We start from the raw sequence: 21,537 nt of genomic DNA on the forward strand, positions 1-21,537 counted from the left end.
AGTACTATTGCGTGCATGGTCGACAACACCGCATTCGGCACGCGACGCCGCGAGGACCTGTTCGACGGCCTTCTCGGGTTGTTGTTGGCGGAGGGATTCGCACAATTCGGCGTCGCGGAGTTGGCGTCGCGGTTGCGCTGTTCCAAGTCGACGCTCTACACGTTGGCGGGCAGCAAGGAGCAATTGGTCGTCAAGACGGTGACCCACTTCTTCCGTACTGCAACCGAGCAGGTCGAGGCCGCGGTCGCCGACGCCGACAGCGCCCGGGATCGGGTGATCACGTACCTCGTCAGCGTCGGTGATGCCCTCGCACCCGCGTCGACGGCGTTCATGTCCGATCTTCACGCGTTCGAGCCGACGCGAGAGCTCTACGAGCGCAACACGGCGGCGGCCGCGCGGCGGGTACAGGAGTTCATCACCGACGGGGTCGCGTCCGGCGAGTTCCGGGATGTCGACGCGGCGTTTGCCGCCGACCTCGCGGCGTCGATGATGAGTCGCATCCAGCGCCGTGAGGTCGAGGCGGCCACCGGGCTCGACGATGCGTCCGCCTATCGGCAACTGGCGTCGATCCTCACAGCGGGTATCGATGCGCCGACGGGGAAAGCTACCTCGGGGGTGTCATCCGCGGGAGGTGGGTGACACCGTTCTCGTCCACCCACCAGTGAACCTGAACGTCACGTTCACTACCGTTGCGGCGCAATCGAACCCAGAGCTCATCGTGGAGTCGGACGTCTCCCCGACCGAGGTCGTGTCCCCACTGCGCGACGAACAGCGTCGCCTCGGCACAACCATGGACGGCGGCGACACCGTCACCGGGCACCTCCGCCCGGAGCTCGTCGCTCGCGATGGGCAGATCGAGGATCTCGGCGAGGAGCACCGCGTCGTCGACGTCGGGCCGCGAACCGGCGAGCACCACCTCCGCCGGCGAGAGCACCTGGATCAGCCAGGGCCGGTCGAGCACGACGCCGACCTCGACGGCATCGCCGGTGGCGGACCTGACGCGTTGTGGCACAGCAAGATCTGCGGGGGCGAGGACGCCGCGCCGCGCTGCGGCCACCACGGTCGCGTGTACGTCTGCCGCAACACCTCCGACGATGTCGCGGTCGGGGTCGCCGAGGTGGGCGAGTACGGTGTCGGCGTCGGCGGCCGACTCGATCTCGAGACCACCCAGAGCGGCGGCGAGCTGATCGGCGTGCGGGTGGCGGAGGGCGTCGCGCACACCGGCGACCGAGTCGTCGGAGGGTGCCCGGTACCAGCCGAGGCGGCGTCCGTCGACGACGGCGTGATGTCGCAACCACCAGGCCGTGTATCCGGCGCGGTCGGCGAGCAGCGGCGCGGTGTTCTCGTCGGTGGCCAGCAGTGTCAGCGCATCGCCCCATCGGGTCTCATCGACGAGATCCAGATCACGCACCGCGGCAAGGGTTTCCGGTGGGTCGTCGAGCGAGTCCCACCACTGCTGTTCGTCGGGGAGGTCGTGATCGGGCGCGACCGGGAGATCGTCGACGACGGTCATGAACCCCCAGCCGACACCGACGCGACGCAGCACGTCGGCGCCGACTCGTGCGACGAGGTCCGGTGCCACCCGACCGAACGGGGCGTCGTCGACGAGCACCGAGACGAGCGGACTGTCCGGCAGCAGCAGTTCGTCGGCCGGTACGAGGTCACCCTCGGAGTCGGTCACCGGCAATCCCGCGAGCCACTTCGGCGCCGGCGCAGCCGGATCCGCGGCGAGGAGATCGAACACCTCGTCGGCGGTCTCGATCAGACGGTCGTCGTCGGCCTCGTCGACCAGTTGCCGCAGAGCGGGGTCGGCGAGCGCGTCGGTCACGGAAATGGCGGTGGCGCCGAGGCGTTCGATCAACGGATGCCGCGCGTCCGGGTCGACGGTGGGTATCCAGCTCGGCGACGTGGTGAAGCCGTCGGCGAGGAAGAGGCCGCGCGCACCGATGTTCGTGCGTCCGTCGGCGCGGGGTACGGGGAGGGTGCCGAGTTCCTCGGCGTCTGCGGCGGTCGTGACCAGCGGGGAGAGCGCCGAGTACAGATCCCGCCACCATGACGGGGGGCGTTCCACACCGATGAGGCGTTCGGCGACGTCGGCGAGGCCGATCTCGCCGACTCCCACCGATCTGAGTCGAGGCAGGTGGCGACGTTCGGACACGCAAGGGTGGGCGAGATCGCTCATGATCGGCGACAGCACGTCGCCGAGTTCAGGTGTGAGATCGCCGAAGACGACGGCCCGGCTGGGCACCAGTTCAGTGCCGTCCGCGGCGGGAAGCCATGGGCCATCGGTCAGTTCGGCGAGCACGGCGTCGGTGAGGACGGCGTCATCCCGGTTTCGGATGCGTCCGGCCATCGGCACCAGGCGCAGCCGGGACGAGCCCTGGACCGCGCGGATCAAATCGGTGTATCCGTCTGCGGCCGAGGCGATGTCGGCGGAGGGGTGGAGGTGTCGGCGGTCCGGCGTGAGGGGCAGATCGGTGATGCACGACGCGGGAAGCGACAGTTCGATGTCGGTCGGCGTCGGTGCGCACAGGACGGACACGGCCGGCGGGTCGAACACCGCGCCGGTCTCGTCGATCTCGGTCAGCCACCGAGTGCGTGTGCCGGCCTGAATCCATCGGCGGGACACCGTGTGTGCGGGTGATGACGCGGTGATGGTGAGACGTTGCGGGGCCCTTCGTGACGCTCGGCTAGCGCCTCGCTCCTCAGGGACCAGGGGGTGACGCTCGATCGTGACGACGGTGTCGGCGACCGAGATCTCTTCTAGCCCATTGAGTTCCAGCAGCAGGTCGACGGCCTGCGACTGGGCCATCGACATCAGGGCAGCGGTAGCGGTCCCCTCGCGCGGCCAGATGACCACCTCGGTGTCGAAACCCTCGGCGGGCATGGTGTCGGTCGGCCAGGCGAGACGCAGCAACGGGGCGCGGACAGCGGCGGCGCCGACGCCGTCGGCGGAGGTCGCGTCGGCGGTGTGGGACCGGTCGAAGACGATCGAACCAGACGTCGAGCGGACCTCCACCCGATCGGCGACCGCAGCGGTCGCCGTGAATCCCACGCCGTAGCGGCCCACACTGCGCGGGCCGTCGGCATCGGACTTCGCGGAGACCCGCAGCGACAGCAGGGACCGAACGCCCTCGGAGGTCAGTGACGCTCCGGTGTTGGCGATGTGGACGGTTCCCTGATCGGTGGACCAGATTGCCACTCGCCCCGGTACGCCTGCGGCGGCCGCGGCATCGGCGGCGTTGGCCACGAGTTCGGTGAACAACCTGTCGCGGTAGCCGACGGTGACGAGGTCGTCCTCGGTGGTGGCGTCCTCGACGTAGCGGTTGCCCTCCGAACGCCATGACAAGAGGGTCGCGGCGCGCAGTTCGCCGACGCCGAACGGGTCGGGGCCGTCGACCATGGTGTCCGTCAGGAGGTCGGGTCCCCGCCGGCGTTCGCGGTGGCCGGGACGATCTCCAGCGCGCCGTCGTCGAACGCGTCGTAGGCGGGCGATCCCTCACCGCGCGGTGCGGCGACATCCGAGTGCGCACCGCATCCGTAATCGGCGGCCACCACGTGCCCGTCGGCGGAATACTCGTTGGCGCACACCCCGAACGCCGGACGCAGAGCGCCCGCCAAAGGTAGGTAGAAACCGCATGTCACGCAGTTGAACGCGGCTGCCGCGGCCATGTCGCTGTGCGGACCGTACTGACCGTCGTGCCAGCGCTGCGCCGTCTCGTCACGCCCTTCCGGGCTGAGCAGACGTCGACGACCGAGCCCCACCTCACCGGCGATCTGGCCGATGTCGTCGGGGTCGGTGCGGTCGTCGTCGAACCGGAACTCGTCGCCGGTGTCGATCTGATTCGGAACCAGTCGGTGGTCGCCGGGTTCGGCGGCGAGAACATCACCCGGCGACAGGTCGCCGGCTGCCACCCGCTCGTTCCACGGGACCCAGTCGGGTGCGAGCAGAGATCCCTCACCGGGGAGCAGCACGATCTCGCTGACGGTGGTCTCGTCGGACCCGGGCGCGCCGGCGACGACGACACACCATTGCCACCCGCGGTAGCCGGACAGGTCGGCCTCGAAATAGTGGGCGACCGCCCACTCCCCCTCCGGGGTGCTCTCCAGGTGCCGCCCCGGAGACTGGCCGTCCTCGACGAGCGCGGTGCGCGCCACGTCCACGGCGGCGAGCAGCCGGTCACCGTCGAATGCAAGAGTCACCCCTCCAGTGTGCAACACGGACACCGTGCGGTGGCACCGACCCGCCTCGCGGGTGGGCCACCATCCGCGACCGAGTCGGTGGGATGAGGAACAATTGTCGGTGTGAACCGACCCAGTCCCCATTCGCCCCGCCGGGACGACGGTGATCCGACCCGACCGGATCGCGTGGGGCCGAGTCGTGACGGCGCTGCGGGAGAAGGCCGCGGCCGGCGCAGCCCACGGCAACATCCAGGCACCGCGAATTATCCCGCCGACGAGGGACGTTCGGGCCGTCCGACCGGCCGCGGATCGTCCCGCGGTCACGCCGACCACGCCTATCTGCCGCCCCGGACCCACAATCCGCACCTGCCGCCCCTCGACGGCGACCCGGACGATCCGGCGAACGCCCCGACCGGCCGGATGGGCGGGACCCGGGCGATGCCGTCGACCGCGTCGACCGACCCGCGGATGCCGAAGAAGATCACCGTGGCCCGGGTCGCCGCGATGCGCAGCCGGGAACTGACCGGCCGCGGCGTCGGCAAGATCTATCGCGCGGCCACCGCGGACGGTGCGGACCGATCGGGGATGACCGCCCTGACTTTGCCGGTGATCGCCAACTTCGCCGTCGACGCCGCGATGGCGGTCGCGCTGGCCAACACGTTGTTCTTCGCGGCGGCCACCGGTGAGTCGAAGACCAACGTCGGCCTCTACCTGGCCCTGACGATCGCACCGTTCGCGCTGATCGCGCCGTTGATCGGACCGCTGCTCGACCGACTCCAACACGGTCGCCGGATCGCGATGGCCACGACGTTCGGGCTACGGACCGTCCTTGCGCTGCTGATCATGGCGAACTCGTCGTGGAATCCGGTCACCGAGCAACTCGAGTACGACCCATGGGTGCTCTATCCGAGTGCGCTCGGTCTGTTGGTGTTGTCGAAGTCGTTCGGCGTGCTCAAATCCGCTGTGACGCCGCGCGTGGTGCCGCCCTCGATCGACCTCCCCCGCGTGAATTCCCGGCTGACGACGTTCGGGCTGATCGGCGGCACCCTCATCGGCGGCGCCGTCGCCGCCGTCTTCGAACTGCTTCTGGCGCAGGTCCTGCCGTTCCATATCCCCGGGGCGATGGCGTGGCTCGCCGTGATCGCCGCGGTCGGCGCATGGTTCTGCATGCGCATCCCGGCGTGGGTGGAGGTCACCGAGGGTGAGATCCCGACCACACTCACCTATCACGGTGAACCGGCGATGTCGCGCGCGCCCGAGCACGATGCCGGTGGTACGCGCAAAGGTGCCCGCGAGACCGCGAACGAGCTCGCGGCGAAGATGCGCCAGCCGTTGGGACGCAAGGTCGTCGCGGGGCTGTGGGGCAACGCGACGATCCGCATCCTGACCGGCTTCCTGACCCTCTACATCGCCTTCTACGCGAAGGCGCAGCAGGGTGTGAGCTCCGACTGGACGCAGTTGCTGTTGCTGGGCGCGGTCGGCGCGGCGGCCGCGGTCGGCAACATGCTGGGCAACGGCCTCGGCACCCGCCTGGAGCTGAAGAACCCGCCCACGATCGTGTTGTGGTGCACCGCAGGCTGCTTCGTCGTCGCAGTATTGGCCGCGATCTTCGGCAGCATCGTGGTCGCCACCGTGGCGGCGTTCGTCGCCTCCGGCACCAGCGCCATCGGCAAGGTCTGCCTCGACTCGTCGATCCAGGACGATCTGCCGGACGAGTCGCGCGCGTCGGCGTTCGGCCGGTCGGAGACCGTCCTGCAACTCGGGTGGGTGTTCGGCGCCACCCTCGGTGTGGTGTTGCCCACCACGCTGTGGATCGGTTTCACCGTGGTCGCGGTCCTACTGGGTGTGGGCCTGGTCCAGACCGTGCTGACCAACCGCGGGTCGTCGCTGGTCCCGGGCATCGGCGGGCGCCGACCGGACTACGCCGAACCGACCGTGGCCTTCTCGGCGGTCGGCGACACCGACCGGACGTGGCGGCGTGGACCATCCGCGTCACCGTCGAACGCGGCAACCCGGGCACACGACGCGCCGACCACCCGGCCCGGGCCGGAGATGGACGCCGGGCGGAGCACCCCGCCGACCAGACCCCATCGCACGGGTCACCACTGACCCAGCACACCGTCACATCGACAGCACGAGGACCAGCAGACCTGTGAGCTCAACATCGTGAATCTCAACAGCGGAGAGAAGAAGGCGCTCGCCATCATCGCGGCAGTGGCCGTCGCTTTCGTCGCCGTCGTCGGCGGCAGCGTCGCGTTCCTGACCAAGGACTCGTGGTCGGGCGATTCCGACAGCGAGCACTCGTACCTGCACCTGGCCGTCGGCGATCGCCTGGTCCGCGTCGATCCGACGCGGATGTGCGATGTGTTCCTGGAGAACTGCGAGCCCGAAGACCCCGCCGACGCCCGCATCGCCCGGGTGCCGGTGCCGGTCGGCGAATCCGTGGTGCTCTCCGTGTCGCAGGACATCGCCGAATGGCCGTCGAATCTCGTCGTCCAGTACCTGACGCCGAACGGCCCGGATGGCACGGTCGTGCCGATGCGGTCGAACTCGACCTACACCACCGTGCTGCACTCGACCGCGGAACGGACGCTCATCGCGATCGAGGTCCAGCTTCCGTCCGTGGTCTCCGCCGGCGACGACACCGTCAGCATGCGCGGGTTTCTGGCCGCCGACACGTCACCGGAGGGTTTGCAACTGCCGGGAGCAGGCGGGGAACTCAGCGCTCCAGCTCGCGGGTGACGGCCCGGACCACCTCGGAGATCCGCTGTGACGTCTTGCGATCGGGATAGCGTCCCTTGCGCAATTCCGGCTGCACCGCACCTTCGAGGAGGGTGATCAGGTCGGCGACCATCCCGTGCAGTTCGTCGGGCGTGTGCCGCTTGGTCTCCTTGCGCGCCGCCTCTCGGGCGTTCTTGGCCACGCTCGGGGCAGGTTCGAGCACGGTGACGGTCAGTGCCTGCGGCCCGCGACGACCCGCGGCCATGCCGAACTCGACGCGCTGACCCGGCTTGAGTGCTTCCACACCCTCCGGCAGCGCGGAGGAACGGACGTAGACGTCCTCCCCGCTCTCCTGCGACAGGAAGCCGAAACCCTTCTCCGCGTCGTACCACTTCACCTTGCCGGTCGGCACTGTGCTCACCCTCATCTGCGTTTTCGGACATGTCATGACAAAAGCGCCCCTCACCTGACCCAGCAGTCGGCCCGGACTCGGGCCCGACCCTCGTTCAGATGAGCAGAGGCGCCAATGGGAATTCAGTCTAGCCAACGCCACTGGAGGCGGTCACGTGGAATACCTCACGCCGGCGACCCGCACCGACGATGTGACGGCAACACACCACGCGGCCTCCGCGGCGACTCGCCGTGATCTACCGTGGAAGCATGAACAGCCACCCGTCCCCTCGCCTGCTGCAGGCGGCCGGGGTCGTCTTCGCGATCGGTGTGGCGGCAATCGTCGCGCTGTTCGTGACGCCGCTGGTCACCGACGGCGGCACGGCACCCACGGTCGTCTATCTGCTGACCATGTGCGCGCCACTGGGATTCGTGCTGGGGATCGTATTCGCGCTGCGGTCGGGACGGAGGTCACGGTGAGCGTCGACGCCATCATGCCGGTGGCCGACGATCTCGCCCCGGCCACCGATACCGCGACGTTGCGGCGCGCGTACGGATGTTTTCCGTCCGGGGTGGTCGCCGTCGCCTGCCAGGTCACCGACCCCACCGGCACCCCCGCACCGGCGGGGATGGCCGCGAGTGCGTTCACGACGGTGTCACTCGACCCTCCGTTGGTGTCGTTGTGCGTGCAGAACACCTCGACCACGTGGCCGAGATTGAAGGAAGCACCCGCGATCGGACTGAGCGTGTTCGCCAGCGATCAGTCGGACCTGTGCCGCCAGCTCGCCGGACCGGCCGCGTCCCGGTTCGACGGCATCACACCCTTGCGGACCGACGACGGCGCCGTCTTCATCCCCGGAGCGGCGGCAAGTCTGTCCTGCTCGCTGTTCAACGAGATCCCCGCCGGCGACCACACCCTGGTGTTGCTACGGATCGAGGCGCTGCGCAGCGATCCCGGTGTGGAACCGCTGGTGTTCCACGCCAGCACCTTCCGATCCCTGGAAGCCCTGCGGGACGGCCGATGACCGTCGTCGCGCTCGGGCTCCCGACCACCCCGTCGTCCGACGGGGTGCCGGCCACCGACGCGCCGGATACCGGCCCATTGCGCGACAAGTTCGGCCGAGTGGTGACCGATCTCCGGGTCTCGGTCACCGATCGGTGCAATCTCCGGTGCACCTACTGCATGCCGGCCGAAGGGCTGCAGTGGCTGCCGACCGACGAGGTCCTCACCACCGCCGAGCTCACCCGGGTGATGACGGTCGCGATCCGCGATCTCGGAATCCGGTCGGTCCGGTTCACCGGCGGCGAACCCCTGTTGCGGCGTGACCTCGAGGACCTGATCGGCGCTATCTCCGGAAGGCCCGAACGCCCGGAGATCGCGATGACGACGAACGGACTCGGCCTGGCACGACGCATCGACGGTCTGGTGGCGGCCGGCCTACACCGGGTCAACATCTCCCTGGACACCGTGGACCCTGCCCGGTTCGCCGAGATCACCCGACGCGACCGGCTCGACGACGTGCTCGACGGCCTGTCGGCGGCACGCTCCGCCGGCCTGCGGACAGTGAAGGTGAACGCGGTCCTCGCCGGTCACGAGGACCTGGCCCGGCTCCCCGACCTCACCCGGTTCTGTCTCGAGCACGGCTATCAACTCCGCATCATCGAGCAGATGCCGCTGGACGCCGACCACCGCTGGGACCGGGCGTCGATGGTGACCGCCGACGAGATCCTGGCCGTCCTGCGGTCGCACTTCCCATTGCGTGCCGATCCGCGACCCCGGGGCAGCGCACCTGCGGCGACGTGGCTGGTCGACGGCTACCAGGTCGACGAGGCGCCGGCTCGTATCGGCGTGATCGCCTCGGTGACACGACCGTTCTGCGGGGACTGCGACCGGACTCGCCTCACCGCCGACGGCGCGTTGCGCAACTGCCTGTTCGCGCAGGGCGAGACCGACCTACGTGCCGTTCTCCGGAGCGGGCTGCCCGAGGTGGAACTCGACGCCGCGATCGCGCAGCGCTGGCGGGGCAACACCTGGATCAAGGCAGCCGGACACGGCGTCAACGATCCCGATTTCCACCAACCGACACGGCCGATGTCGGCCATCGGGGGCTGACGGCGATGCAGTTGACCGTCCGGTACTTCGCTGCCGCCCGCGCCGCAGCGGGCACCGAATCCGCCGTCCTCGAGGTCGACACCGATTCGACGCTCGGCGAGCTGGAGGCGTTGCTCGCCAAGGACAATCCCGATCTCGAGCGCGTACTCGAACGATGCTCATATCTCCGCGATTCCGTCGCGATGTGTGACCGCGGAGCGCGGCTCGGCGACTGCGCGACCGTCGATGTTCTGCCCCCATTTGCCGGTGGCTGACGACACACCCACGTTGTGAGCTTTATCACATCACGGATTGATTACGAGTAGGACACGACTCGACCATCATGCCGTGAGCAGGCAGGACGCGATTTTTCCCTCTCAGCCCATGTTCAGGCTTCGAAAACTGGCTTGCCAACAACGTGATTCGCGCTGCGAAAGGTCGTACTGTGACTGAACGACGCCCTCGGGGGGTCACGAGCAAGTAACCACAAGGCAAAAATACGTCGCATCGGCCGCGCCGAACCTCGCTCCACCGATGGGACGCACGAGAACGACATCTAGGAGCGAGGACGGGGGACCCACCTCCCACACGGGAAACGGACGTCACACGACGCCCTTGGGGTCAAGTCCCGGAGTGACACACGTCAGGCCGGGACCGGGCACCTCTCGCCCGAACCCGACAGCTGACTTCGTAGGCGCGTGGAGAGAGGAAACACAGCATGTCCGGACGTCATCGCAAACCGACGACTGCCACCACCACCAAGACCTTCGCGAAGGTCGCCCTGACCGGGGCCGTCCTGGGCGGCGGCGCTGCTCTGCTGGGAACCGGTACCGCCAACGCAGCCACCGACGCAGAGTGGAACGCTGTCGCGCAGTGCGAGTCCGGCGGCAACTGGGCCATCAACACCGGCAACGGCTACCACGGCGGCCTGCAGTTCGCTCCGAGCACCTGGAGTGGCTACGGCGGCGGCGAGTTCGCCCCCACCGCCGATCAGGCGACCAAGGAACAGCAGATCGTCGTCGCCGAGCGTGTGCTCGCCGGCCAGGGCAAGGGCGCATGGCCGACCTGCGGCACCGGGCTCTCGGGCGCGACCCAGCGCAGCGCACCGGCCGAGCCGAAGCAGGCTCCGATCCTGCCGCAGCTCCCCGAGCTGCCCGCGCCGTTCGACTGGACCGCTCTCCCCGATGCCGGGAGCACCTCTGAGGTGACCGGCCAGATCGACGACGCCCTCGACCAGGCGATCGACAACAACAAGATCAACCCGGAGATCCAGAACCTCTGGAAGGCCGCGAAGGACAGCGGCTACGAGCTCACCCCGGAGCAGATCGACCTGTTCAACCAGCACAAGGATCAGCTGCCGACCCCGTGATGTCAGGCAACTGAGCGCAGCCCGCTCGGGCCCACAGTCGAAGGGCCCCGCACGATGGCCATGAGCCCGTGCGGGGCCCTTGTCCATTTCCGGGGCCCTCACCCGCCCCCTGAGGAGCTTCCGAGCCTGCGAGAAACGTCACCACCCGCCCCCTGAGGAGCTTCCGAGCCTGCGAGGAAGCGTCTCGAAGGGGCCTTCGTGACGCCCGCTCGTACCTCACGGGCTCCTCAGGCACCGGTGGGTGGGTCACGGGCTACTCAGGCACCGGGAGGTTTCAGTCGTCGCCGAGGCGTCGGCGTTCGTTGAACGGCAACACCACCCACATGCCGACGAACACGAGGACCGCGACCACAGCGGCCGCGATGGCCGCCCACCCGCCGAACACGATGTCGAAGATGACCGCGACGATGCCGGTGAGTGCCAGGCCGAGGAAGGTGATCCCGATCAGCGTCAATGTGTGCGCGCGATCGACGAGTCGGTCGACGGCGTGCCGGCGAAACAGCAGCCGGTGCAGGGCGACGGGCGAGATGAGAGTGATCGTCGACAGGACTGCGAACACGAGGCTGAGTACGAAGATGCGCTGCTGGCGGACGGTCAGCTCCTCGAATCCCTCCTGAAAGGGGATCGTCAGCATCAGACCGGTCAGGATCTGACCACCGGTCTGCACGACGCGTAGCTCCTGCAGGAGACTCGCCCAGTTGCGATCGAGGCGTTCGGTGCGCGTCTCGTTGCGTTCCGGGTCACGCTCGGGAGCGACCGAGTCGTCACCCGCCGCGGTCATGCCGATCCCACCCATTCGTCGGATCCGTCGCCGAAGTACTGGTGCTTCCAGACGGGCAGCTGCGCCTTCACCTCATCCACCAGCAGCGCACACGTAGCGAACGCAGCTTGCCGATGATCGGCCGCGACGGCGACGACGAACGCGACGTCGCCGATGGCGAGATCGCCCACGCGATGGGAGACGGCCACGGCACGAACTCCGCGAGCCTCGGTCGCGATGGCCCCGACGACCTCCCGGAGCACGTCGGGCGCCGTCGGATGCGACGAGTAGACGAGGCGAGTGACGTGCCGACCACCGTCGTGGTCACGGACCGCGCCCACGAAACCGACGACGGCGCCGGCGGACCCAGCGGCCGCTGCCGTGACGAGGGCCTCGTGTTCGGCGAGATCGATCGCGGAGTCCGACAGTTCGGCACGCACGACGTCTGCCGGTGCCGATTGCATCACGTGTGATCGCCTCCTCGGATCTGGTCGAGTGCATGATCGAGTACCCCGTCGAGCACCGACAAACCATCTCGCACACCACCGGTGGAGCCGGGCAGGTTGACGATCAGGCTGGAACCGGCCACCCCGGCGAGGCCGCGGGACAGCACCGCTGTCGGCACCTTCGGGAGGCCGGCCGACCGGATGGCATCGGCGAGCCCGGGGATCTCGCGGTCGAGGATGCCGCGGGTCTCTTCGGGGGTGTGATCGGTGGGCGTCAGGCCCGTGCCCCCGGTGGTGACGATCAGGTGCGCACCGGCCCGCACGCCCGCCTGCAGGGCGGCGCCGACCGGTGGGCCGTCGGAGACGACGATGAGTTCCTCGACGACGAAGCGGCGCGCGGTGAGCCACTCGCTGATGATCGGTCCGGTGCGGTCCGGATACTCCCCGCGGCTGGCGCGGGTGGAGGCGACGACGATCCGCGCCACACGTGACTCTCCGTGGGGCGGCCGGTGGGAGTCGGGGTCAGCCACGATGCCACGGCCCGGACTTGCCGCCGGTCTTCTCCAGCAGGCGGATATCGGTCATCGATGCCCGCCGGTCGACGGCCTTCACCATGTCGTGCAGGGTCAGCCCCGTGACCGCCACGGCCGTGAGGGCCTCCATCTCCACACCGGTCTGGCCGCTCGTGGCGACGGTGGCGGTGACGTCGATGTGATCGTCGGCGATCGCGAAGTCGATCTCCACCGACGACAAGGCCAGTTGGTGGCAGAGCGGGATCAGTTCATCGGTGCGCTTGGCCGCCATGATGCCGGCGATCCGAGCGGTCGCCAGCACATCGCCTTTGGGCAGCTTGGATTCGCTGAGCAGCTCGATGACCTCGGCGGTCGTCCGGAACGTACCGCCGGCGACCGCCCGCCTGGTGGTTGTTTTCTTAACGCCCACGTCGACCATGCGGGCCGCGCCGGTCGAGTCGATGTGACTCAGACCGGCGGAGTCCGGGATGTCGCCGTGGTCGGACACCCGATGATCAGCGATTGATGGTGGTCTTCGGCTGGAGGTAAGGCAGCTCGTCGAGCGGGATGGGGAACTCCGCATCGCCGAACGGCGACAGAGCCCCGGAGATATCGGTGGCGAACTCGGAGACGGCGTGCGCGGCGGCATTGCCGTCGCCGTCCTTCGGCCAGCCGTTGTCGACGTACTGCTGCTTCTTCTTCTCAGCCACGGGGTCATTGTGCCATGCGGCCTTTGCGGTCGTCCCGCGGAAACCGTCGCGTCGCGATCGCTCAGTAGAATCGGCCGAATGAGTGCGGATGACCAGGGATCGAGCCTGGCCGACGATCTGGCGCTGCGCAGCGACGACGAGTTGATCGCGTTGCTCACCGCGCGCCCCGATCTCGCATCACCCCCGCCCGCCGGCACGGCCGTGCTCGCGTCCCGCGCGCTGGCAGCCGCGTCGTCGGCGCTGGCCGGGGAGGATCTGGACCTCCTCTCCGTTGCCGTCCTCGAACAGACGATCTCTCTCGGAATCGGCGCCTCGGGCCGCATCCCGGCACCGACCTCGGTGAAAGCCGTTGTCGCCGAGCTGTCCGGGCGCGTGGACGCCGACGAGGTCGTCGCGCGCATCCAACTCCTCCGTTCCCGGGCGTTGCTGTGGGGGCCCGACGACGCGTTGGTCACCGGTGCACATGCGTCTGCGGCCCTGCCCTGGCGGGCGCACCACCTGACCGGCCCCCTGGCGCGGCAGACCCCGGATGAGCTGCGACGACAGACCGACGACCTCGGCGAGCGGGAGCGGTCCCTGCTGGAGACGTTGTCGCGCGGACCGGCGCTGGGACGCAGTCGCGACGCCGCCCGGGACGCCGATCCCGCCGCGCCGGTCGCCCGGCTCATCGCGGCCGGGCTCCTGGCCCGGGTCGATGACCAGACGGTGGAACTGCCGCCGATGGTCGGGCAGATCCTGCGGGGCGAACCCCCGTTGCGCACCGACGACCTGCGGCCGCCCGAACTCCACGACGCCTCCGCCAAGCGGAGGTTCTCGCACAGCGCGATCGACGCCGCGGCGGGCGGCGAGGCAATCGAGTTGCTGCGCCACACCACCGCGGTCATCCGGGCGCTCGGCGTCACCCCGGCGTCGGTGTTGCGTAGCGGCGCGCTCGGCGTGCGGGAACTCCGCCGGATCGCCAAGGTGACCGGGCTGGAGCAACAACGTGTCTCGTTCATCGTCGAACTTCTCGCCTACCTGCGGTTCATCGACGCCGGTTTTCCCGATCCGCCACCCGCCGCCGACACCGGGGAGCTCGCCTTCGCGCCGACGACGGCTGCCGACGGCTGGCTGCACCACGCCCCGGACCGGCAGTGGTGGTCGTTGGCGGGCGCGTGGCTGGAGATGCCGCGTCGGGCCTGGCAGGTGGGCGAACCGGACCGTGACGGCAACGCGCTCGCCGCGTTGTCCGGAGAGTTGCACGACTCCTACGCCCCGATCCAGCGGCGCGCGATCCTGGAGACACTGGCCGGGGCGACCCGTTCGGTGCCGGTGGACGTAGACGCCCTGGTCGCCGCACTGCACTGGCACCATCCCCGTCAGATCCGTCGGTTCTCCCGTCGCGTCGTCGACGAGACCCTGCGCGAGGCGCGCGAGCTGGGGATCGTCGCGCACTCGGCGCTGACCGGTGTGGGACGCGCAGTGATCGACGACTCCGAGGAGCACACCGAAACCCGGATTCTCACGGCGATGCGCGCCGCCCTCCCGGAACCGGTCGACCATTTCCTGGCCCAGGCGGACCTGACCCTGACGGTTCCCGGCCCGATGACCCCGGAGCTGGCGGAGCAGGTGGAGCTGGTCGCCGACCTGGAGTCCGGCGGCGCCGCCTCCGTGTATCGGGTGTCCGAGAGCTCTGTGCGACGGGCGCTGGATGCGGGTCGCAGCAGCAGCGAGCTTTTGACCATGTTCACCACCCACTCCAGTACGCCGGTGCCGCAGTCGCTGACCTATCTGATCGAGGACGTGGCACGGAAACACGGGCAGTTGCGCGTGGGCGTGGCGTCGGCGTTCATCCGTTGCGAGGACCCGACGACGCTGGCGGCGGTGCTGCGCAGCGACGCGGCCGATCACCTGGCGCTGCGGGCGCTGGCCCCGACCGTGGCGGTGTCACCGGCCGACGTGCGCGACGTCATCGATCGGCTCCGGGCGGCAGGGTTTGCACCTGCGGGCGAGGACTCGTCGGGAACCCTGGTGGACCTGCGGGAACGGGGCAGCCGGGTGAGTGTGACGCGCCAACGCAGGCAACCGCAGCCACGACGACCAGTGCCCTCGTCGGATCAGCTGCGCACCGTCATCTCCCGGATGCGCTCGCAGGATCGCGCCGCGACCGCGCGGCCGGCGGCGAAGGAGGCCTCGGCGGCGCCCGTCCGCGCGTCCGGCGGCGGCGAGTCGGCGACTGCACTCATCCAGTTGGCTCTGCGCGTCAATCGTCGGCTGCGAGTCGACTACGTCGACGCGCACGGCTCGGCGACTCGCCACGTCGTCACGCCCCGCACCCTGGGGGCCGGCCAGCTGGTGGCAGTCGACTCGGGCAGCGACGAGGAACAGCGCTTCTCGCTGCATCGGATCACCAGCGTCGAGCTACTGGACGGCTGATCGGGCCCGGAGCCGCGGGTAGAAAGACAGCCGCGACCTGACAGGAGTTGCGCTCGTCTGGACAATGGATCGGGTGACCGATGGACCTTTGATCGTGCAATCCGACAAGACGCTGCTGCTCGAGGTGGATCACCCCGACTCGGCGGCGGCACGTTCGGCGATCGCGCCGTTCGCCGAGCTCGAACGCGCCCCTGAGCATGTGCACACCTACCGGGTGACGCCTTTGGCACTGTGGAATGCGCGCGCGGCCGGTCACGACGCCGAGCAGGTCGTCGACGCGCTGGTGACGTACTCGCGCTACGCCGTTCCGCAGCCCCTGCTCATGGATGTCGTCGAGACGATGAGCCGGTTCGGTCGGCTGCAGTTGGTCAAGCATCCGGCGCACGGTTTGACCCTCGTCAGCCTCGACCGCGCGGTTCTGGAAGAGGTGATGCGACACAAGAAGGTCGCACCCATGCTCGGTGCGCGGATCGACGACGACACGGTGATCGTCCACCAGTCCGAGCGCGGACGGCTCAAGCAGGTGCTGCTGAAGGTCGGGTGGCCGGCGGAGGATCTCGCCGGTTATGTCGACGGCGAGGCGCACCCAATCGAGCTCGAACAGGACGATTGGCATCTGCGCGACTACCAGCAGCTCGCCGCGGATTCGTTCTGGGCAGGCGGGTCGGGCGTTGTCGTGCTCCCCTGTGGTGCGGGCAAGACGATGGTCGGTGCCGCGGCCATGGCCAAGGCCGGGGCCACCACTCTGATCCTGGTGACGAACACTGTCGCCGGTCGCCAGTGGAAACGCGAACTGATCGCCCGGACCACGCTGACCGAGGAGGAGATCGGCGAGTATTCCGGCGAACGCAAGGAGATCCGTCCGGTCACGATCGCCACCTACCAGGTGATGACACGGAAGTCGAAGGGCGAGTACAAGAATCTCGATCTCTTCGATTCCCGCGACTGGGGTCTGATCATCTACGACGAGGTGCACTTGCTGCCGGCTCCGGTGTTCCGGATGACCGCCGACCTCCAGTCACGCCGTCGTCTGGGGCTCACCGCGACGCTGGTGCGCGAGGACGGCCGTGAAGGTGACGTGTTCAGCCTCATCGGACCGAAACGGTATGACGCGCCGTGGAAGGACATCGAGGCGCAGGGCTGGATCGCACCCGCCGACTGTGTCGAGGTCCGCGTCACCCTCACCGACGAAGAACGGCTGCAGTACGCGGTCGCCGAGTCCGACGAGAAGTACAAACTGTGCTCGACGGCGCACACCAAGGTGAATGTCGTGAAGTCGATCCTCGCTCGCCACAAGGGTTCTCAGACCCTGGTGATCGGCGCCTACATCGATCAGCTGGAGGAACTCGGACGCGAGCTCGACGCCCCGGTCATCCAGGGGTCGACGAAGAACAAGGAGCGCGAGGCCCTGTTCGATCGGTTCCGGTCCGGCGAACTGCAGACCCTGGTGGTGTCGAAGGTGGCCAACTTCTCCATCGACCTCCCGGAGGCGTCGGTCGCGGTCCAGGTGTCCGGCACGTTCGGCTCCCGACAGGAGGAGGCCCAACGGTTGGGTCGACTGCTGCGTCCGAAACGTGATGGCGGACAAGCCCACTTCTACTCGGTGGTGTCGCGCGACACGCTCGACGCGGACTACGCCGCCCACCGTCAGCGCTTCCTGGCGGAGCAGGGGTACGCCTACCGGATCACCGATGCGGACGACCTCCTCGGCCCGACGATCGGTGAAGAATCCGCCAGCTGAGCGGATAGCCCTGCCCACGAGTCGCGTGTCCAAGGCGTGGGGCGGGTAGCCCGAGCCGCACCCCACCCGCTGGTCGAGTAGTCCGAGCCGCAACTTTCACCCGCTGGTCGAGTAGTCCGAGCCGCTAGGCGAGGACGTATCGAGACCTCTGGAACCCACCAATCCCACTGCACCACAGATCTTGTCATACCCACCCGATACGCCGTCGTCAGTTCAATTCCGCCGCGCCTTCAATCCGTTGGTCGAGTAGTCCGAGGCACCCCCAAACCGCTGGTCGAGTAGTCCGAGCCGCATCCTTCACCCGCTGGTCGAGTAGTCCGAGCCGCAACTCTCCCCGCTGGTCGAGTAGTCCGAGCCGCTAGGCGAGGACGTATCGAGACCTCCGGAACCGGCGAAACCCACTGCACCACCGAACTTGTCACACCCAACCGATACCCTGAACCCAAGCAAGAAACCGCAGCAGAACCACTATCCACTGGGGCTCCCCTGAAAAAGTGGACACGGTTAGCTTGATTGCTGACTTGTCAGTGATGTGATCTCGAAGTCGATAGGCGAGATCATCCCCAGCGAGCTGTGCCTCCTGTCATGATTGTAGAATCTGATGTAATTGTCAAGTCCTGCAGTAAGATTCGCGTACGTGGTGAACGCGTGTCGCTTGTAGTACTCGTGCTTGACGGTCGACCACAGCGATTCGGCGCCGGCGTTGTCCCAGCAGATCCCTGTCGCGCCCATCGAGCGCCGCAAGCCATGCTTGCCGCATGCGGCGGCCATGTCGTGGCTGGTGTACTGACTGCCCCTGTCGCTGTGCAGGATGGTGCCGGCCACCGACCCGCCTCGGGTGAACACCGCAGCGTCCACGGCGGCCTCGACCAGCTCGGTACGCATGTGGTCGGCCAACGACCAGCCCAGCACCCGACGTGAGTGCTCGTCACGGATCGCACACAGGTATGCGTCGCCTTCACCGCAGGTCAGGTAGGTGATGTCGGAAGTCCAGATCAGGTCGATGCCGCCCTGGTCGAACACTCGCCCGACCCGGTCGGGCGGGAACGCCGCCGTCGGATCGACCTCGGTGGTCTTGACCTTGAACGTGCGTGGGCTGATGCCCTCGATACCCATCTCGGCCATGATCTTGGCGACGGTGTTCTCCGAGACCGCGACACCCTCGGCATGCAGATCGGCCGTAATCCTCGGTGAACCGTAGGTACGCGCCGATGCCTGCCAATGGGCGAGGATCTTCACCTCCAGATCCCGGCGGCGCTGCTGGCGCGGTGTCAGCTCCGCACGTCGTTGCCGATCCACCCACGCGTAGAATCCGGATCGTGAAACACCCAGCAGTTCAGTGAGTTTCGTGATGTCGTTGTCGGCGCACTCCGCAGCAATGAGCTCGAATTTGCTCACCGATGTTGCTGCGCCGCAAAGTACGCCGATACTTTTTTCAGGAACGCCAGATCACGATCCTTCTCGGCCAGCTCCGCGCGTAACCGAGTCAACTCCGCGCGCTCACCAGCCGACAAGTCCCGATCCGGTGGGGCGTTGCGCACCTCGTCGGCGACACCATCGCGCATCCGCTCAGCGCGCACCCATCTGCCCAACAAGTTCTCATGCACGTTGAGTTCACGCGCAACCTCGGTGACCGGCCGGCCCCCATCGATCACCCGACGAGCAGCCTCCGCCTTGAACTCAGGCGTAAACGACCGACGCGTCCTGGACATGTAGACATCCTCCCAGCAGGACCCTTCGCCCCGCTATCTCAGGTGTCCACTCAAACTGGGGAGGTTCACACAGCCTCCGGATCAGCAACCGAAACTGTCAGACCCACCCGATACCCTGACATCAGTCCCATTCCCGCACAGCACCTCCCACTCACGAAAGGGCCCGGCGTGTTCACCTACACCGATCCGCTGCTCCGCCCTACCGCTGATCAAGTAGTCCGAACCGCAACTTTCACCCGCTGGTCGAGTAGTCCGAGCCGGAACTTTCAACCGTTGGTCGAGTAGTCCGAACCGCAACTTTCACCCGCTGGTCGAGTAGTCCGAGCCGCTAGGCGAGGACGTAATCGAGACCTCCGGAACCAGCAAACCTACTGCACCACAGATCTTGTCACACCAACCCGATACCCTGAACCCAATCAGAAACCGCAGCAGAACCACTATCCACAGGCTCCGGATCAGCACCCGAAATTGTCAGACCCACCCGATACTCTGATACCAGTCCCATTCCCGCACAGCACCTCCCCCACACGAGAGGCCTAGCGTGTTCACCTACACCGACCCCGCAGTCGACGACACACTGCTGTCGTCGGTCGGCGCTGAGGGGTTGGGGGCGTTCGCGCGCGACGCGCTGCGGTTGAGTAGACAAGCCGAAGCCCGCGCCTTGCTGATGGCCTACCACATCGGCGAAAGCGCCTACAACGAGCGGCTGTTCGGCGCCGACGGCCGCCACCGCATGATCTTCGGCCAGACCGCCCGCAACACCGCGGTCGGGGAAGTCTCCCTGGCATTACGGATCAACAAAACCAAAGCCGGCGAATGGTACTCACTCGGCGCCTCCCTGCAGGAATATCCGAAGATTCGGATGGCCTATCTGGCCGGCGAATTCAGCACCCACCGCATGTCGGTGATGGTGCATGCCGCCGACATCGCCCCCAAAGGCGACCTGCGCGACCAACTCCCCGACACCGACACCGACGCCGACGATGAGACTGACGAGCCGACCGACCCGACCCTCGACGACCTCCTCGACGAAGACGACACCGACCCGGATGCCGAGGTGCAACCGGAACCGCAACCCGACGAGGATGGGCCGGTCAGTTTCGAAGACCTCGCTTTGGAGTTGGGGAATCGGGCGTCCACCGACACCGCCCTGCGTGATGATCTCGCCGATGCGGTGATCAGCCTGGATCCGGACGGTGCGGCCGATTCGCGGGATGCGATTGCCGAAGCGTTCGAGAACATCACCTTCAGCAACGAGGCCGGCGGCCACATGAACCTGGATGCGTGCATGCCTGCCGAGCACGGGGTGCATCTACGCGACCGCATCACCAAGCTCGTCGCCGCACGCGTCTGCAAGAACGACGCGCGCACCCTGGGCCGACAGCGCATCCTCGCGTTCGGGGAGATCGTGGGCATCCCCGGCGCCACCCTGACCTGCGAATGCGGCGACGACACCTGCACCGCAGGACAAGCCCGCACCAAGCGCGGCAAGAGGACGGCGCCCCGCGCCGACGCGGACACGGACGCGAACAGCTCGTCGCCGAAAGACGGCGACCAGGGTGACCACCGCCCCTCTGCCACAGCCACCGGCGACACAGCCAACGACGACACCGAGACGACCACACCGTCAGCGGCCGAGCACAGCGCGGACGGCACCAGCGACGACGATGACCACGGTCGGTCGACGAACAGCGCGTCCATCGCCGCACCCACCGACGCCGCGCCGGCCACGACCACCGAGGGCGGCGACACCACCGACACCGTTGACGGCTCCGACAACCACGAAGTCGCCGATACCGCCGACGACGACATCGACACCCTCGACAGCACCGCGGATGGCGCCACAGCCGAGGCCGACGCCGACGCCGATCCTGCTAACACCGGCCATCCCGAGGACGGCGGTACGAACGACGTCCCTGCGGCCGTCGACCTCCCGACCCCACCGACCTGGACGCTCCTGCACGACCCCACCGGCATCGAACCCACCCGACTCCAGGGCTACGGCGCCATCGATCCCGCCCACGCGGCCGACCTGGCCCCACAGGCGAAGATCATCACCGTCCCCACCCTCGTGACCCCGAAACCGGCCAGCCGACTGATCGTCATCGGCGACCGAGCCCTGGCGCCACCCATCGACCCCACCGGACACGGCGGATTCGACATCCCACCACCCGGCGCCCTGATCTACCGACCACCAGACCGGATGCGTGCCGAGATCACCTACCTCGATCGACGCTGCCGCTACCCGTACTGCAGCCGACCATCGCACGAGTGCGAGCTCGACCACCTGGTGAAGTTCAACCATGCCGACCCGCTGGCCGGCGGCTGGAGCGTGCCCTTCAACTTCGCACCGCTCTGCCGACCCGACCACCACCGCAAACACGACGGCGGCTGGGTGCCGACCATGCACACCGACCGCACCATCACCTGGCGCAACCTACGCACCGGCGAAACCATCATCACCTACCCGCGGTGAGGTCGTCGGCT

The 21,537-nt window shown here is 68.0% G+C and carries 21 protein-coding genes and 1 riboswitch; of the genes, 11 read left to right on the forward strand and 10 right to left on the reverse strand.

Going from position 1 to position 21,537, the window contains the following annotated elements; translation table 11 throughout:
- The first annotated feature begins 15 nt into the window (after positions 1-15).
- Positions 16-639, forward strand: a complete 624-nt coding sequence (locus VZC37_RS03095; protein WP_330430944.1) for a TetR/AcrR family transcriptional regulator — start codon at positions 16-18, stop codon at positions 637-639.
- On the opposite strand, the gene VZC37_RS03100 is transcribed toward VZC37_RS03095, so the two are convergent.
- Both VZC37_RS03100 and VZC37_RS03105 read right to left on the reverse strand, forming a co-directional pair.
- Positions 605-3,403, reverse strand: coding sequence for a sacsin N-terminal ATP-binding-like domain-containing protein (locus tag VZC37_RS03100; RefSeq protein ID WP_330430945.1), 2,799 nt, complete (start codon positions 3,401-3,403; stop codon positions 605-607). The genes VZC37_RS03095 and VZC37_RS03100 overlap by 35 nt on opposite strands.
- 8 nt (positions 3,404-3,411) lie before the next feature.
- Entirely contained in the window at positions 3,412-4,203 is a 792-nt protein-coding gene (locus VZC37_RS03105; protein ID WP_330430946.1) for a DUF3027 domain-containing protein, read from the reverse strand.
- 165 nt (positions 4,204-4,368) lie between these two features.
- On the opposite strand from VZC37_RS03105, the gene VZC37_RS03110 reads away from it, so the two are divergent.
- Both VZC37_RS03110 and VZC37_RS03115 read left to right on the forward strand, forming a co-directional pair.
- Positions 4,369-6,291, forward strand: coding sequence for an MFS transporter (locus VZC37_RS03110; protein WP_330431688.1), 1,923 nt, complete (start codon positions 4,369-4,371; stop codon positions 6,289-6,291).
- A gap of 57 nt (positions 6,292-6,348) precedes the next feature.
- Positions 6,349-6,924, forward strand: coding sequence for a DUF2771 family protein (locus tag VZC37_RS03115; RefSeq protein ID WP_330430947.1), 576 nt, complete (start codon positions 6,349-6,351; stop codon positions 6,922-6,924).
- On the opposite strand, the gene VZC37_RS03120 is transcribed toward VZC37_RS03115, so the two are convergent.
- A complete protein-coding gene (locus VZC37_RS03120; RefSeq protein ID WP_330431689.1) occupies positions 6,902-7,315 on the reverse strand; it encodes a cold-shock protein in 414 nt (137 codons plus the stop codon). The genes VZC37_RS03115 and VZC37_RS03120 overlap by 23 nt on opposite strands.
- Positions 7,316-7,563: 248 nt before the next feature.
- Here VZC37_RS03120 and VZC37_RS03125 point away from each other — a divergent pair, with 248 nt between their 5' ends.
- The 5 genes from VZC37_RS03125 to VZC37_RS03145 all read left to right on the forward strand — a co-directional run bounded on the left by VZC37_RS03125 (position 7,564) and on the right by VZC37_RS03145 (position 10,754).
- On the forward strand, positions 7,564-7,773 hold the full coding sequence (locus VZC37_RS03125) for a hypothetical protein (RefSeq protein ID WP_330430948.1): 210 nt from the start codon (positions 7,564-7,566) through the stop codon (positions 7,771-7,773).
- Positions 7,774-7,787: 14 nt separating this feature from the next.
- Positions 7,788-8,318, forward strand: a complete 531-nt coding sequence (locus VZC37_RS03130; RefSeq protein ID WP_330431690.1) for a flavin reductase family protein — start codon at positions 7,788-7,790, stop codon at positions 8,316-8,318.
- Complete coding sequence (gene moaA, locus VZC37_RS03135; RefSeq protein ID WP_330430949.1) at positions 8,315-9,406, forward strand: GTP 3',8-cyclase MoaA; 1,092 nt, start codon at positions 8,315-8,317, stop codon at positions 9,404-9,406. Before VZC37_RS03130 ends, moaA begins: the two co-directional genes overlap by 4 nt.
- A 5-nt stretch (positions 9,407-9,411) precedes the next feature.
- Positions 9,412-9,660: a MoaD/ThiS family protein gene (locus VZC37_RS03140; protein ID WP_330430950.1), complete on the forward strand. Its 249-nt coding sequence runs from the start codon at positions 9,412-9,414 to the stop codon at positions 9,658-9,660.
- 265 nt (positions 9,661-9,925) lie between these two features.
- Positions 9,926-10,098: riboswitch (cyclic di-AMP (ydaO/yuaA leader) on the forward strand.
- A gap of 5 nt (positions 10,099-10,103) precedes the next feature.
- Positions 10,104-10,754 (forward strand): transglycosylase family protein, encoded by a 651-nt coding sequence (locus VZC37_RS03145; RefSeq protein WP_330430951.1) that lies wholly within the window; start codon positions 10,104-10,106, stop codon positions 10,752-10,754.
- Between the two features lie 274 nt (positions 10,755-11,028).
- Here the strand turns inward: VZC37_RS03145 and VZC37_RS03150 are convergent, their stop codons facing one another.
- From VZC37_RS03150 to VZC37_RS03170, 5 genes are read right to left on the reverse strand one after another with little or no spacing between them, the layout of a single operon-like run.
- On the reverse strand, positions 11,029-11,535 hold the full coding sequence (locus VZC37_RS03150; protein WP_330430952.1) for a DUF6328 family protein: 507 nt from the start codon (positions 11,533-11,535) through the stop codon (positions 11,029-11,031).
- The gene (locus VZC37_RS03155; RefSeq protein WP_330431691.1) at positions 11,532-11,978 is read right to left on the reverse strand and encodes a molybdenum cofactor biosynthesis protein MoaE; all 447 of its coding nucleotides are present in this window, start codon (positions 11,976-11,978) and stop codon (positions 11,532-11,534) included. Before VZC37_RS03155 ends, VZC37_RS03150 begins: the two co-directional genes overlap by 4 nt.
- On the reverse strand, positions 11,978-12,490 hold the full coding sequence (locus tag VZC37_RS03160) for a MogA/MoaB family molybdenum cofactor biosynthesis protein (RefSeq protein WP_330430953.1): 513 nt from the start codon (positions 12,488-12,490) through the stop codon (positions 11,978-11,980). The genes VZC37_RS03155 and VZC37_RS03160 overlap by 1 nt, the downstream gene beginning before the upstream one ends.
- Entirely contained in the window at positions 12,483-12,980 is a 498-nt protein-coding gene (gene moaC, locus VZC37_RS03165) for a cyclic pyranopterin monophosphate synthase MoaC (RefSeq protein WP_330430954.1), read from the reverse strand. Before moaC ends, VZC37_RS03160 begins: the two co-directional genes overlap by 8 nt.
- 7 nt (positions 12,981-12,987) lie before the next feature.
- Positions 12,988-13,182, reverse strand: coding sequence for a hypothetical protein (locus tag VZC37_RS03170; protein WP_330430955.1), 195 nt, complete (start codon positions 13,180-13,182; stop codon positions 12,988-12,990).
- Positions 13,183-13,260: 78 nt separating this feature from the next.
- On the opposite strand from VZC37_RS03170, the gene VZC37_RS03175 reads away from it, so the two are divergent.
- Both VZC37_RS03175 and VZC37_RS03180 read left to right on the forward strand, forming a co-directional pair.
- Positions 13,261-15,597, forward strand: a complete 2,337-nt coding sequence (locus VZC37_RS03175) for a helicase-associated domain-containing protein (RefSeq protein WP_330430956.1) — start codon at positions 13,261-13,263, stop codon at positions 15,595-15,597.
- Positions 15,598-15,670: 73 nt separating this feature from the next.
- Positions 15,671-17,338, forward strand: coding sequence for a DNA repair helicase XPB (locus tag VZC37_RS03180; protein ID WP_330430957.1), 1,668 nt, complete (start codon positions 15,671-15,673; stop codon positions 17,336-17,338).
- Positions 17,339-17,842: 504 nt separating this feature from the next.
- Here the strand turns inward: VZC37_RS03180 and VZC37_RS03185 are convergent.
- Together VZC37_RS03185 and VZC37_RS03190 are read right to left on the reverse strand one after the other, a co-directional pair.
- Positions 17,843-18,736 carry an IS3 family transposase gene (locus VZC37_RS03185; protein WP_330430958.1) on the reverse strand — a complete coding sequence of 298 codons (894 nt, stop codon included), beginning with the start codon at positions 18,734-18,736 and terminating at the stop codon, positions 17,843-17,845.
- Positions 18,733-19,050, reverse strand: coding sequence for a transposase (locus VZC37_RS03190; RefSeq protein WP_330430959.1), 318 nt, complete (start codon positions 19,048-19,050; stop codon positions 18,733-18,735). The genes VZC37_RS03185 and VZC37_RS03190 overlap by 4 nt, the downstream gene beginning before the upstream one ends.
- A gap of 541 nt (positions 19,051-19,591) precedes the next feature.
- On the opposite strand from VZC37_RS03190, the gene VZC37_RS03195 reads away from it, so the two are divergent.
- Positions 19,592-21,526: an HNH endonuclease signature motif containing protein gene (locus VZC37_RS03195; protein ID WP_330430960.1), complete on the forward strand. Its 1,935-nt coding sequence runs from the start codon at positions 19,592-19,594 to the stop codon at positions 21,524-21,526.
- The last annotated feature ends 11 nt before the right edge of the window (positions 21,527-21,537 follow it).

Origin of the sequence: Gordonia sesuvii, assembly GCF_036350415.1 — a bacterium.
Classification (GTDB): domain Bacteria; phylum Actinomycetota; class Actinomycetes; order Mycobacteriales; family Mycobacteriaceae; genus Gordonia; species Gordonia sesuvii.

What these genes read in the sequence shown, in the direction of transcription:
- VZC37_RS03150 (WP_330430952.1), bottom strand. Translation starts at nt 11,535, where the DNA reads ATGACCGCGGCGGGTGACGACTCGGTCGCTCCCGAGCGTGACCCGGAA.
- VZC37_RS03145 (WP_330430951.1), top strand. Translation starts at nt 10,104, where the DNA reads ATGTCCGGACGTCATCGCAAACCGACGACTGCCACCACCACCAAGACC.
- VZC37_RS03175 (WP_330430956.1), top strand. Translation starts at nt 13,261, where the DNA reads ATGAGTGCGGATGACCAGGGATCGAGCCTGGCCGACGATCTGGCGCTG.
- VZC37_RS03100 (WP_330430945.1), bottom strand. Translation starts at nt 3,403, where the DNA reads ATGGTCGACGGCCCCGACCCGTTCGGCGTCGGCGAACTGCGCGCCGCG.
- VZC37_RS03155 (WP_330431691.1), bottom strand. Translation starts at nt 11,978, where the DNA reads ATGCAATCGGCACCGGCAGACGTCGTGCGTGCCGAACTGTCGGACTCC.
- VZC37_RS03130 (WP_330431690.1), top strand. Translation starts at nt 7,788, where the DNA reads ATGCCGGTGGCCGACGATCTCGCCCCGGCCACCGATACCGCGACGTTG.
- VZC37_RS03190 (WP_330430959.1), bottom strand. Translation starts at nt 19,050, where the DNA reads ATGTCCAGGACGCGTCGGTCGTTTACGCCTGAGTTCAAGGCGGAGGCT.
- VZC37_RS03140 (WP_330430950.1), top strand. Translation starts at nt 9,412, where the DNA reads ATGCAGTTGACCGTCCGGTACTTCGCTGCCGCCCGCGCCGCAGCGGGC.
- moaA (WP_330430949.1), top strand. Translation starts at nt 8,315, where the DNA reads ATGACCGTCGTCGCGCTCGGGCTCCCGACCACCCCGTCGTCCGACGGG.
- VZC37_RS03095 (WP_330430944.1), top strand. Translation starts at nt 16, where the DNA reads ATGGTCGACAACACCGCATTCGGCACGCGACGCCGCGAGGACCTGTTC.
- VZC37_RS03125 (WP_330430948.1), top strand. Translation starts at nt 7,564, where the DNA reads ATGAACAGCCACCCGTCCCCTCGCCTGCTGCAGGCGGCCGGGGTCGTC.